Origin of the sequence: Pacificibacter marinus, from assembly GCF_018860665.1 — a bacterium.
GTDB lineage: Bacteria > Pseudomonadota > Alphaproteobacteria > Rhodobacterales > Rhodobacteraceae > Celeribacter > Celeribacter marinus_A.
The window spans coordinates 1-12,504 of sequence record NZ_JAHKPK010000026.1 but is presented as its reverse complement, the minus strand read 5'-3'; the positions used below and the strand labels follow the sequence as shown (position 1 = coordinate 12,504).

Annotated in this window: 9 protein-coding genes and 1 pseudogene; 5 read left to right on the top strand and 5 right to left on the bottom strand. The window is 51.8% G+C overall.

Going from position 1 to position 12,504, the window contains the following annotated elements:
* Positions 1–21 precede the first annotated feature (21 nt).
* The 3 genes from KO497_RS08800 to KO497_RS08790 form a co-directional block, all read right to left on the bottom strand.
* Positions 22–534, bottom strand: coding sequence for a hypothetical protein (locus KO497_RS08800; RefSeq protein ID WP_215943604.1), 513 nt, complete (start codon positions 532–534; stop codon positions 22–24).
* A gap of 183 nt (positions 535–717) precedes the next feature.
* Complete coding sequence (gene ettA, locus KO497_RS08795; protein WP_215943603.1) at positions 718–2,373, bottom strand: energy-dependent translational throttle protein EttA; 1,656 nt, start codon at positions 2,371–2,373, stop codon at positions 718–720.
* Between the two features lie 93 nt (positions 2,374–2,466).
* Entirely contained in the window at positions 2,467–3,540 is a 1,074-nt protein-coding gene (locus KO497_RS08790) for a DUF4062 domain-containing protein (RefSeq protein ID WP_215943602.1), read from the bottom strand.
* A 167-nt stretch (positions 3,541–3,707) separates the two neighbouring features.
* Between KO497_RS08790 and KO497_RS08785 the strand changes: the two genes are divergently transcribed.
* Entirely contained in the window at positions 3,708–4,313 is a 606-nt protein-coding gene (locus tag KO497_RS08785) for a nicotinate-nucleotide adenylyltransferase (RefSeq protein WP_215943601.1), read from the top strand.
* 118 nt (positions 4,314–4,431) lie between these two features.
* Entirely contained in the window at positions 4,432–5,961 is a 1,530-nt protein-coding gene (gene dacB / locus KO497_RS08780) for a D-alanyl-D-alanine carboxypeptidase/D-alanyl-D-alanine endopeptidase (protein ID WP_215943600.1), read from the top strand.
* A gap of 10 nt (positions 5,962–5,971) precedes the next feature.
* On the opposite strand, the gene KO497_RS08775 is transcribed toward dacB, so the two are convergent.
* The gene (locus KO497_RS08775; RefSeq protein ID WP_215943599.1) at positions 5,972–6,394 is read right to left on the bottom strand and encodes a tellurite resistance TerB family protein; all 423 of its coding nucleotides are present in this window, start codon (positions 6,392–6,394) and stop codon (positions 5,972–5,974) included.
* A 205-nt stretch (positions 6,395–6,599) separates the two neighbouring features.
* Between KO497_RS08775 and KO497_RS08770 the strand changes: the two genes are divergently transcribed.
* Together KO497_RS08770 and KO497_RS08765 are read left to right on the top strand one after the other, a co-directional pair.
* The gene (locus tag KO497_RS08770) at positions 6,600–8,243 is read left to right on the top strand and encodes a lysine--tRNA ligase (protein ID WP_215943598.1); all 1,644 of its coding nucleotides are present in this window, start codon (positions 6,600–6,602) and stop codon (positions 8,241–8,243) included.
* 318 nt (positions 8,244–8,561) lie between these two features.
* Positions 8,562–8,909 (top strand): annotated as a pseudogene (locus KO497_RS08765) (right-handed parallel beta-helix repeat-containing protein); the annotation flags it as partial.
* 73 nt (positions 8,910–8,982) lie between these two features.
* Here KO497_RS08765 and KO497_RS08760 read toward each other — a convergent pair.
* Positions 8,983–10,410 (bottom strand): IS1182 family transposase, encoded by a 1,428-nt coding sequence (locus KO497_RS08760; RefSeq protein ID WP_215943597.1) that lies wholly within the window; start codon positions 10,408–10,410, stop codon positions 8,983–8,985.
* 225 nt (positions 10,411–10,635) lie between these two features.
* Here KO497_RS08760 and KO497_RS08755 point away from each other — a divergent pair, with 225 nt between their 5' ends.
* Positions 10,636–12,492 (top strand): glycosyl hydrolase family 28-related protein, encoded by a 1,857-nt coding sequence (locus tag KO497_RS08755; protein ID WP_354668103.1) that lies wholly within the window; start codon positions 10,636–10,638, stop codon positions 12,490–12,492.
* Positions 12,493–12,504 lie beyond the last annotated feature (12 nt).

Below are 12,504 nucleotides of genomic sequence, written 5' to 3'. Positions count from 1 at the left end.
TCTACAAGTCAAATGTGTCAACTATAAGCTTACATAAAGCCATGAGCCTTTCAATGCTACACTGCTAAACGCTGAACTCTTTTTCAAACTTAGCTCTATATCACTAAAAAACTGTTTATCCGCGGGGCTGCGGAAGTGCAATTTAGCGTGTTTCGCCTTCATAGTGCTGTTCGCTTGCGCAATCGTACCGGCGAATACTTCAGTGAGCACTTGCACATAATCTTCAATTGTACTGCTTTCATCGAAGTCGAATTTGGGTGCCAATACCAAATGCCGAAGGCGAATTACCTTCCCAGTGTATCCTGGGAGGCCACACACATTAAGTTGGCATGTCGCAAGAATTTGATCGTCTTGAAACAAACCAAATACGCCAGCACTTGCGACCTGCGGATCGTTTGCCAGTGGGTGTAAAATACTCAATGAGCTTGTGGCATATTCAGAAATAGATTCGTCGTATTCGGAGCAAGCTAGGTCCCATTCTTTCCAAAGTGCGTCCCACTTGCCGTTTTCTCGAGAAATTCGTTCAAAGTTCAATGTCGTCTCCAGTATGCAATTCGAATTGTTAAAGCGCTATTTTTAAAAGCTAGGCATCTAAATAAGAGCATTCAGTTGCGTTTGACGCAACCCTTGCGCTTGATGCCGAAAGGAGCGCGAACGCGTGTTTTCTTTGAAAACAAGCTGCCTCGCACTCCCGTAACAAAACGCTTTCGCGTTTTGTTACCTCGCAAACTTCTTATGTTTCAGGCGTTTTGGCTCTAGCGCATCTGGGCCGAGGCGGCGTTTTTTGTCTTCTTCGTAGTCTTCAAAGTTGCCTTCGAACCATTCCACATGCGCATCGCCTTCAAAGGCTAGGATGTGCGTACAGATACGGTCGAGGAAAAAGCGGTCGTGCGAGATGACCACGGCGCAGCCTGCAAAATCCGTCAGCGCGTCTTCCAAGGCACGAAGTGTTTCGACGTCCAAGTCATTGGTCGGCTCATCGAGTAGCAGCACGTTGCCGCCAGAGCGCAGCAATCGCGCCATGTGCACACGGTTGCGTTCACCGCCTGACAAGATGCCGACTTTTTTCTGCTGATCGCCGCCTTTGAAGTTGAAGGTCGAACAATAGGCGCGTCCGTTCACTTCCGCATCACCCAGCATAATGATGTCTTGGCCGTCAGAAATGGCCTCAAACACATTGGCGTTGGAATCCAAATCATCGCGGCTTTGATCCACGTAAGACAGCTTGACCGTGTCGCCATATTCGACAGTGCCCTCATCGGGCTGCACTTGGCCGGTGAGCATTTTGAACAGAGTGGTTTTACCCGCGCCGTTCGGGCCGATCACGCCAACGATACCGCCAGGGGGCAGCGAGAAGGACAGGTCTTCGACCAAAAGCTTGTCGCCCATGGCTTTTTTCAAACCTTGGACTTCGATCACTTTGTTGCCAAGGCGCGGGCCATTTGGAATGACGATTTGCGCGCGGCCAACTTTGTCGCGTTCAGATTGCCCAGCCAATTCGTTGTAGGAATTGATCCGCGCTTTTTGCTTGGCTTGACGCGCTTTCGGGGATTGACGCATCCACTCAAGTTCGCGCTCAAGGGTCTTTTGTTTGGACTTATCTTCGCGGTTTTCTTGTTCCAAACGTTTGGATTTTTGTTCAAGCCATGAGGTGTAATTGCCCTCGTATGGAATGCCCGCGCCACGGTCGAGTTCCAAGATCCAACCCGTGATGTCGTCAAGGAAGTAACGGTCGTGGGTGACGATCAGAATGGTCCCTTTGTAATCGATCAAATGCTGTTGCAACCAAGCGATTGTTTCGGCGTCCAAGTGGTTGGTCGGCTCATCGAGCAGCAACATGTCAGGCGCTTCTAGCAGCAATTTACACAAAGCCACGCGGCGTTTTTCACCACCAGACAGATCAGCAACACCGGAGGTGTCGGGCGGGCAGCGCAGCGCTTCCAAGGACACGTCCACCTGACTGTCCAAATCCCACAGGTTCTGCGCGTCGATTTCGTCTTGCAGCTGCGCCATCTCGTCGGCGGTCTCATCAGAATAGTTCGTCGCCAATTCGTTGTAGCGATCCAGAATGGCCTTTTTCGCCGCAACGCCCAGCATCACATTGCCGCGCACATCGAGTGTTTCGTCAAGCACAGGTTCTTGCGGCAAGTAGCCTACGGTTGCGCCCTCGGCCAGCCATGCTTCGCCTTGATACTCTTTGTCCTGCCCCGCCATGATGCGCATGAGCGATGATTTACCGGTGCCGTTGACGCCAACCACACCGATTTTCACACCGGGCAGGAAGTTGAGGCGGATGTTTTCAAACACCTTTTTCCCGCCAGGGTAGGTCTTGGACACGCCGTCCATGAAGTAAACGAATTTATTAGCTGCCATGAGCCGCGCTCCTTTGGAGAATAACGATTTAAGACGGTTTACCCTGTGTGGAGGGAGAGGGGAAGGGGCGGTGTGTCGCTATTGAAGTGAATGCTAGAAGGGGATCTCTTCGTCTGGCATAAGCGCTTTATACTCAGAAATTTCTCCCTCAATAACTTCGAAACTTTTTAGGGGGGTACCTGCAATCGTAAAACGACGAGCTAACTTTCGAGCAAGCTCTGAAAATGGTTTCACACCATCGTCGTTTAGCAGTGATGCTTCAATGAAATAGCTTTCAAGTAATGCAAAAGACGTTTCTGATACGTCATAAGAATTTGCTGGGCGCGCACCTTTTAGTACGGTTCTTGCGAGCAGGCCTCCCATTTTTCTACGAGTATTTTCTTTTTCGATTTGAAAGCTTGTATCTCCGCCAAATGCGTTGAGCGAGACAATCGCTCCCATGTGAAAAGCTATCAATGTCTCATGCCATGTACCGCGTATTTTCGCGCTTGAATTAAATCTCGAATAGATATTTGAATGTTCAAGCTCAATTTCAACCGTATCACTCAATTCTGGCAATTTGAGTGGTGCCATTTCCAATAAGATTGGGTGATTGAGAGTTTCAAGCTTTTTGACCTTTTTACGCAGCGCTTCAAGTTCTTGAAGCGCTGCGGTGCTGGCAACCGTGTCGCCCTTTACCCATCCTGTGCGTTTTTTGGTCTTTTTTGCATGATCAACAGCTTCTCGAACACATAGCTTTAACCCGTCTGTCGTGTTCCAACTTTTTCTAATGCGACCGTCCGATGCCAATGCTGTAAATGTCTTAAGCTTTTCGTGTCCTTCTGAGGTTTCCTCAGTTTTGTTGCGCGGCAATTCTTCTGGATTTGAATGCACAAGAACAATAACAGGCACGCCTGTTGCAGCGGCGTGTAAAAACTCTTTTTCTGTATAACTTTTACCGTCTGCTAAGAGCGATCCATACCGCCCGCCAATTATTAAAATGTAATAGTCACAGGCCTCAATTAGCGGTTTGATATATTCGAGTTGCTCTTCGTCGGTAGCTGGAAAGGATTCCATTTGAACAGGGAAATCTCCCATGCTGATCAAAGTGTCTTGGACCGCCCGCCGTTCTTCTTTGAGGTCTTCGTAGGTGGAACTAATAAATACTTGGTATCTTTTGTCAGTCATAATTCAAATCTGGCCATATATACGTTTGTTAAAGAACGTGAACCAGAGTTGTTGATTAAGCAATAGGGGCCTTTGCGGAAGAATGCCCTCGCATTGGCAACCCCACATCACGCGAAGCGTGTTTAGACAATTGACACAAAAGCATTTCCCCACCACAACCTGCGCTCATGCGTCACGCTTTGCCATATGCTCGTGCTGGTCAGGTGATCGGTTTGCTCGGGGGATCTTTTGATCCTGCGCATGAAGGTCATGTGCATATCACCAAGGCGGCGCTGAAACGGTTCGGGTTGGACCGTGTGTGGTGGCTGGTCAGCCCTGCCAATCCACTCAAACCCGTTGGTCCTGCGCCGATTGAAAAGCGGATGGAGCATGCGCGTCAGGTGATGCTGCATCCACGCGTCGAGGTCACAGATATAGAACGGCATTTGGGCACGACCTATACGGCCGAGATGTTGGACAGGCTGCATCAGATTTATCCCGGCGTGACGTTCGTGTGGTTGATGGGGGCGGATAATCTAAAGCAGTTTCATCACTGGCAAAACTGGCAAGGAATCTTGGCGACCACGCCCATCGGTGTGATCGCACGGCCCGGTCAACGGATTGCGGCGCGCACATCGGTGGCAGCAAGCATTTTCGAGCGCGCGCGTGTGCCTGCGCGTGCTTCGCATCTATTGGGGCGCATCGGTACGCCTGCGTGGTGTTTCGTGAACGTGCCGATGAATGACGCGTCATCAACGGAAATCCGCAACGCGGGCGCATGGAGGCGCGACTGAGGCGTTCACAGGCGCGTTGACGATCTTGCTGCTGGTCTTGCTGTTGATCACGAAGAATTACACAATTTTGCCACGCCCGCGACTTGCAGAGGCCTTGAGATCAAGGTTAACTCCGCACATGTCTCACAATCCTCGCCAGAAATCTGTTCAGTCTTTTAGCCGCCGCGCAGCCCTTGGGTTGCTCTTGGGCGGTGCTGCGGGGGCGGCAATGGCTCAAAGCGCTGGCGTGCCTGTTGTCACCTCATCGCCCTATCCCATTCCACGCCCTAAAGATTTGCACAAAATGTCGGTGCCATCGGGCGAGGCTTTGATCAAAGCGTCCAAAATTTCGGGCGCTGTGTCTTACGCTGTCGCGAATGAGGCGGGCGAGATATTAGAGGCGCACGGACCTGTGTTGCGCTTGCCGCCTGCATCGGTGGCCAAGGTGATCACGGCCATTTACGCGTTAGAGAATCTGGGCGGTGATTTCACTTTTGCCACGGATGTCTTCGCCACAGGCGCGCTTGTAAATGGCGTCATTCAAGGTGATGTGATTTTGGCGGGCAGCGGTGATCCGACACTCGACACAGATCGCCTTGGCGATTTGGCGGGACAGCTTGCTGGGATGGGTGTGACAGGTGTCACAGGCAAATTTTACGTGTTTGGCGCTGCCTTGCCGCGTATTGAGCATATCGATCATCAACAAACAGAATACGCTGGCTATAACCCGACGATCACGGGGTTGAACGTTAATTACAACCGTGTGCATTTCGAGTGGAAAAAGCGCGGCGATGCGTTTGATTTGGTGATGGATGCACGGGCCAAACGATTTGCGCCCAAGGTGCGTATCGCGCAGATGAAAATCGCAGACCGAGGTTTGCCGGTGTTTGATCATACGGCGGGTGTCGGACGGGATGACTGGACGGTGTCACGATCTGCGCTGGGCAATGGCGGCGCGCGTTGGTTGCCAGTGCGTTTGCCCGCGCTTTATGCGGGAGAAGTCTTTGCCGCTGTCGCGGGCGGGCAGGGGGTGTCTTTGCCAAATCCAGAACGTCTAGAGGTTTTGCCCGCAAACGTCATGCGTTTGGCGCAATTGCAAAGCATCGATTTGACCAAGATCGTGCGCGATATGTTGAAATACTCGACCAATCTTACGGCAGAGGTCATAGGGCTTGCTGCAAGTCGTAAACGCGGGCTTGATCCGATGGATTTGCGCAGTTCTGCCCAAGCGATGTCGCTTTGGGCCAAAGATCGTCTTGGCGTACGACACGTGGACTTTGTCGATCACTCAGGCTTGGGCGGGGCGTCTATTGTCACGACGTCAGACATGGTGCGCTTGCTGTCAGCAAAGGGGATCGAGCCCCTTATCGGGCCCTTGCTTAAACCGATCGCGGCCCGTGATGGCGATTACAACGTGATCAAATCACCCGATATCGATATTCATGCCAAAACAGGTACATTGGATTTTGTATCGACGCTTGCGGGCTATGTTACGGCCCCAGATGGGCAAAGACTGACTTTTGCGGTTTTCGCGGCGGATTTGTCAGCCCGTACTGCGGCCAAAGCGCAGGGCAATGAGGTGCCGCGCGGAGCTAAGACGTTCAACACCCGTGCCAAGCGATTGCAGCAGGCGATGATCCGACGCTGGGCTGTCGTGTACGGCAGCTGAGGGGGCGGGGTTAGAGCGTGACGTAATGCGCCCGTGCGCCGCGCTCGATTGCGGCGGCATGCAAGCGGTCTAAATTCAACTCATAGCGGATCTCTTCTAGCAATCGCAGCTCGGATTCGCGAATGGTGCCATCTGAGGCGGCCACGTCGCAGGCCAGGGCATAAGCCGTTTCAAACAGGCGCTCTGGTAGGTTGTCGCGGATCAAACCAAAGAGTGCGTCCAGCCCGTCTTCTTCAGAAAACAATTCGATCACGATGGCAGAGACCGTTTTGATCCGGTCGGGATCAAAATCGACAAAAATAGGCAGATGATTGATGAAGGTCTGAATAGCCACAAGTTCAGAGGTGCGCACATTGGCGTCTGACATCGACACGGCAATCATGACGGCCACAAGGCAATCTTGGGCGGATAGAGAATGTGCGGTGTCAGTCATGGTCACGGTGCTCCGGTTGGCTTGTGATAGGATTGAACTTAGGCTCAAGCGGTCCCAAGAACAAGTATTGCCCCATAGAATTGCTGCGATCTGCCGCATTTGTGTGAGCATTTTCTTGACCCCATGGGCCTTGCGCAATAGGTAGCTGGCTTGCACGGGGCATATTCTGATTGCCCCTTTTAAAATCGATTCAAGGATTGCTCTCATGACTGACCTGCGCACCGCTGGTATGACTTCCAAAGCTTGGCCTTTTGACGAGGCTCGTAAGGTTTTGAAACGGTATGAGCAATCCAAGGATAAAAAAGGCTATGTGCTGTTCGAGACGGGCTATGGCCCCTCAGGTCTGCCGCATCTTGGTACTTTTGGCGAAGTGCTGCGCACGACGATGATCCGCCGCGCCTTTGAGGTGATCTCGGACGTTCCGACCCGTTTGATTTGTTTCTCGGACGATATGGACGGGATGCGCAAAGTGCCGTCGAATGTGCCGAACCAAGAGATGCTGAAAGAAGCGGAACAAATGCCGCTGACGGCCGTGCCTGATCCATTTGGCACGCATGCGAGCTTTGGCGATCACAACAACGCCATGCTGCGCCGGTTTTTGGACACCTTTGGGTTTGATTACGAATTCTATTCCGCGACTGAGCAGTACAAGTCAGGCCAATTTGATGAAATCTTGAAAAAGGCCGTCGACAAATATGATGACGTGATGAAAGTCATGCTCAAGTCTTTGCGCGAAGAGCGTGCGGCGAGCTATTCGATTTTCTTGCCGATCCATCCTGAAACGGGGCGCGTTTTGTATGTGCCAATGAAATCCGTCAACAAAGACGATTACACCATCACGTTTGACGACGAAGACGGCAAGGAATGGACCGTGCCTGTCACTGGCGGCAATGTAAAATTGCAGTGGAAGCCTGACTTTGGCGCGCGCTGGGCGGCTTTGGGTGTGGATTTCGAGATGTTTGGCAAAGATCATTCGACCAACGCGCCAATCTATGGCCGCATCTGTGACATTTTGGGCGGCACTCGGCCTGAGAACTTTAGCTATGAGTTGTTCTTGGATGCCAACGGTGAGAAAATTTCCAAGTCGAAAGGCAATGGCCTGACGATTGATGAATGGTTGACCTATGCGTCGACCGAATCCCTGTCTTATTTCATGTTCCAAAAGCCAAAGACCGCAAAACGGATGCACTTTGATGTGATTCCGCGTGCGATGGATGAATATCATCAACAGTTGCGCGCATACCCAACGCAGACGCCAGATCAGCAAGCCGCAAACCCTGTGTTCCACATCCACGGAAAGGACGTGCCAACATCGGATATGGTTGTGCCGTTTACGATGTTGCTCAACTTGGCATCGGTGGCCAATGCCGAAGAAAAAGATCAAATGTGGGGCTTTATGCAGCGCTACGCCCCTGACGCGTCGCCTGAAACGCATCCCGGTTTGGATGCGGCTGTTGGCTATGCTGTGGCCTATTACAACGATTTCGTGAAGCCTGAAAAAACCTTCCGCGCCCCATCTGATCAAGAACGTGCTGCTCTTGAAGATTTGAAAGCAGCCTTGGCATCGCCCGAAGCGGCGCTTGAGCAAATCGTCAAGAAAAACGCGATGATGGGAAATGACGATGCGCTTCCTGAGGCCAACATGACTGATGGCGACTTTTTGCAATCCATCGTATTTGCTGTTGGTAAAAATCACGGCTTTGACAATCTGCGCGACTGGTTCAAGGCGCTCTACGAGGTGCTTTTGGGGGCCTCTCAAGGGCCGCGTTTTGGTGGGTTCATGGCGCTTTATGGCGTGGATGAGAGCATCGCATTGATAGACCAAGGCCTGAGTGGCGAACTGGTTTAATCCACGCATAAGAACTGTCGATTTGAAAAGAGCCTCCGGCGCATATGGGACTGTCTCATCGCACCGGAGATTTTTTATATTTGAGCCAAGCCTGTCTTTACCCCGTTCACTTGATTACGGGTGTTAGACCTGCGTTGCGTGCACAGCGGCTTAAGCGCACGCCTCCTTAAGCGTCCCGTTATTCCCCTGCGGTAAGACTGTTGGTGTCTGGGCATGCGCTGCCATGACTTTCAAAGTGAGAGTGATTTTCTTGGACTGGCAAATGCTTTGCCGGACCAGTTGCGCATGTGACCTAAGAGATGTGTGAAAGGGGTTCGGATGAACAAGGCCATTACTGAAGGGCTGGTGCTTATGCCACCAGCGTTTGCGAACGGTTTGGGCGTATGGTCCAGCGAAGATGGAACGCCGGGCTCGGCAACCTATGACGGGGCCGCCAACGCTGCCTTTGTGGCCGCTGATGCCGATTTTGGCGGCGCGCTTGAGATTGTCAAACAAAGCACCACGACAAAACTGCGTTATATGGGCGAGACGCCTTTGCAGCCCGGAATGTATTTGCAGATCACTGCGCGCGTCAAATGTGTGTCGGGCAACTTGCCAACTGTACGGATCGCGGGTTGGGCCGGTGATGCGTCGCTTAGCCACGTGTCTGGTGTGACAGAAACAGGCCGATTCTGTTGAAAAACTAACGGTTGCGAGTGCAGAAATGGGACTTCCAAATTCGGCGCAAGCGCCTTTCTGATCAGGCTTTTCGCGTTTGCTGCGGTGCAGGAAAGATCTTGGCTAATTTGCGGAGGTTTTGGGCGGTTGCAGCGAGTAAAAATTCGTCATTAGCACCGTTTGGGCCTCTTAATCGGAGCCGCCCCAGCCCTAAGATCCGTTTGAGGTGGGCGAAGAGCATTTCGACCTTCTTTCGCAGCCGCATCGAGATCGCATATTGCTTTGTTTTTGCAATGTCGCGGGCGACCTGACGGGCATCTTCGTGTTCTTCACGGGTGATCTTGCGTGCATCGGCTTTTGGACAGCACTTCATCTTTGACGGGCAGGCTTGGCAGCTGTGTTTTAAAGCCTGATACTTGGCAACGCCTTTGCCCGTGGGCTTACGGTTTGGGTCGGAATAGTTCCGGCGGAACTGTTTGAGCGGTTCCCCTTCAGGGCAGATGTATTGGTTGTTTTCGGGATCCCATTCGAAGTCGGTGCGGGACCATGTGCCGTCTGTCCGACCTGCTTTGTCTATCACCGGGATGTGCGGCGCGATCTTGCGATCCACCAACCATCCTAACATTGGGCCAGAACCGTAAGCTGTGTCTGCGATCAGCCGTTCTGGATTAATGTCGTGTCGGTTTTTGATCCGATTCAACATGGTGCGCACCGAGCCGACCTCAGCTTGTCGGATCGAGCGCGTGCCTTCAACGTCCACGATGACACTGTGGTCTGTGTCGATTAGGTAATTGGTGGAATAGCTAAAAAACGCAGGGCCTTTGCGTGCCGCTGTCCACTGGCTTGCTGGATCAGAATGAGATGTGAACTTGGGTTCAACCTCAGATGCAGCACCGAAAGCAGCATCGTCCAGAACGTCCAAATACTCTTTCACAGCGCGGGGCGCATCAACGGGATCAATGGCGCTGCGATCCCAATCGCCCTTTGGCGTTGAGTTCTGCTTGTTCGCGTTCGACCGCAAATTGATCCCCCAGATCAATTTATTTTCGGTCTCACCCTCAATCAAGCTGGCATCTGCGGCAAGACGCTGCCCGCTGACCAAGCCATTTGCGATGCACCGGGCAACGGTCTTTTCAAACAGATGCCGCAGCAGTGCGCTTTCACGAAAACGGCCATGGCGGTTCTTGGAAAATGTCGAATGATTTGGCACCGGATCAGATAAATCGAGGCGGCAGAACCAACGATACGCGAGGTTCAGGTGCACCTCTTCGCACAACCGGCGCTCTGATCTGATACCGAAGCAATAGCCAACCAGCAGCATCCGGATCAGCAGTTCCGGATCAATCGACGGGCGACCTGTATGGCTGTAAAACTCAGCTAGGTATTGTCGAATGTCATCCAGATCGACGAACCGATCAATCGACCGCAGCAGATGATCTTGCGGGACATGCTCTTCCAGAGAAAACTCATAAAACAGTGCCGCCTGCGCTTCCTGCTTCGGTCCCATCATCGCCAAATCCTCCAATCAATAAAGGAATTGAATCAGTGAATGGGCACCAGATCAAGGAAGAGTTTTTCAACAGAATTCGCCGATTGTGTTGAAAAAGTCCTTGAGGCTCTCGGCGCTCTTCGAAATGCAGAACAATGTTCTAAATTCACGAGCCAAGCGCCGTATCTTCGGCTGCTTTGCAACGCCTTCAGAACATTTTCCTACAAAAATTGCCTATCAGGTGCCGTGACAGAGTTTTTCAACACAATCGGCCCAGAGGTGACCTTGACGTCGTACGGTGAAGTTGTTGAGGTTTCGGCCATCGTTGGCACAGGGGCGCGCGGCGGCGTTGATATGGCCTGGGGATTGGACGCCGTTTACGGGCATTTCGGCATTGATCTAACGGGAGCAAATGGTGGGTCCATTCGCATCGATGACATTCGAATCGAAGATGTTTTGTCATACTTTTTGGCGGACAGTATCGGAATTATTGATGTGCGCGATTACGGCGCGATTGGCGATGGCACGACGGATTGTTCTGATGCCTTTGAGGCTGCTGATGCCGCGGCAAATGGGCGTAAAATTCTTGTTCCTCAAGGCACATATCTGCTAACCAGCAATGTGACTTTGGTGCATGAGGCCATTTTCGAAGGCACCATGACCATGGCCGATAATGTGCGGCTGGCCTTGCGTCGTGAATTTCATTTGAATTCCTATATCGATGCTTTCGAGGATGAGGTCTTGGCCTTTAAAAAGGCGTTTCAAGCGCTTTTGAATTTCTCCGATCACGATAGCCTTGATCTGTGTGGTCGCCGCATTGAACTTTACGGTCCGATCGATATGCAGGCGGCGGTGGAGAATAAAACCACGTCTGAAGTGCGTCGCGTGATCCGCAACGGGCAACTCAATTGTCAGGACTCAACGGATTGGGATTTAGATGTTTCGACGTCTTCCGCGTCCTATTCCGTTACCAACAAGCGCCAACTGAGCAATGTGTCGAATATCGCCAACATTCAACCGGGCAGTCATGTCACAGGCAACGGTGTTGGGCGTGAAGTCTATGTGACGTCGGTGAACGTCGGGGCGCAGACACTGGAGCTAAGCCAACCGCTTTATGGAGCCAGCGCCAACCAAACCTATACCTTTACACGCTATAAATATATCTTCGATTTCAGCGGTTTCTCTAAGCTGTCGCAGCTTGTCATCGATGATGTTGAATTCTTGTGCAACGGTCGTGCATCTGGCGTGTTGCTTGGATTGTCCGGCTCGGTCTTTCAGATACGTGACTGCCATTTCAAATCGCCACTCAATCGCGGTATCACATCGTCGGGTTCTGGCTGTCAGGATTTGATCATAGATCGCTGTTTCTTTGTCTCTAGCGAACAATCAATCCGTGCAGAAACGCGTCAGTCCATCGCATTCAACGTGAACGCAAATGACGCCAAAGTCCGCGACAACCGTTTCCAACGATTTGGCCACACGGGCATCGTATTCGGGAATGGTCACTTGTTTACCGGCAATCATTGGTTCCAAGGCGACACTGACACTGACAGCCCACGTATGGCGGGTCTTGTGTTCACTTACCCGAATGTGAAATCCGTCATCACGGGCAATTATATCGATAACTCGTTTATTGAAATGACCAATGAACATGATGCCGAACCAGATTTCGCGTCCGAATATTCCTTTGGCGGACTGACCATCACCGGCAATATTTTCACCGTTAACGACAGTGCCGATTGGTTCAGCTGGATCGTCGTAAAGCCTTATGGAAGCGGCCATTTCATTCAAGGTCTTTCGGTGCAGGGCAATACGTTCAAATCGCTGAACGGCAGTATTGATCGGGCAGAGAAAGTGGATACGACATTTGCCACGCTGGACAATTCTCGAATGCGTAATATCGTCTTTGCTGGAAACAGCTACAATGCGGTGTCTGAACCGTGTTTTAATCCTGTGTCTCTTGAGTTCACGCAATCCTCTGCTGCCAGCAATTGGACCTTGGATCCAAGTGCTTATCTGCCCTTTGGGGGCTGGGCGCGTACGGTTGAATCCATCGTGTTTTCAGAACAGCTGACGGACGGTTCTGGGGTAATCCCCCCCTAAAATTAGTGGTGT

What these genes read in the sequence shown, in the direction of transcription:
- dacB (WP_215943600.1), top strand. Translation starts at nt 4,432, where the DNA reads ATGTCTCACAATCCTCGCCAGAAATCTGTTCAGTCTTTTAGCCGCCGC.
- KO497_RS08770 (WP_215943598.1), top strand. Translation starts at nt 6,600, where the DNA reads ATGACTGACCTGCGCACCGCTGGTATGACTTCCAAAGCTTGGCCTTTT.
- KO497_RS08760 (WP_215943597.1), bottom strand. Translation starts at nt 10,410, where the DNA reads ATGATGGGACCGAAGCAGGAAGCGCAGGCGGCACTGTTTTATGAGTTT.
- ettA (WP_215943603.1), bottom strand. Translation starts at nt 2,373, where the DNA reads ATGGCAGCTAATAAATTCGTTTACTTCATGGACGGCGTGTCCAAGACC.
- KO497_RS08785 (WP_215943601.1), top strand. Translation starts at nt 3,708, where the DNA reads ATGCGTCACGCTTTGCCATATGCTCGTGCTGGTCAGGTGATCGGTTTG.
- KO497_RS08775 (WP_215943599.1), bottom strand. Translation starts at nt 6,394, where the DNA reads ATGACTGACACCGCACATTCTCTATCCGCCCAAGATTGCCTTGTGGCC.
- KO497_RS08790 (WP_215943602.1), bottom strand. Translation starts at nt 3,540, where the DNA reads ATGACTGACAAAAGATACCAAGTATTTATTAGTTCCACCTACGAAGAC.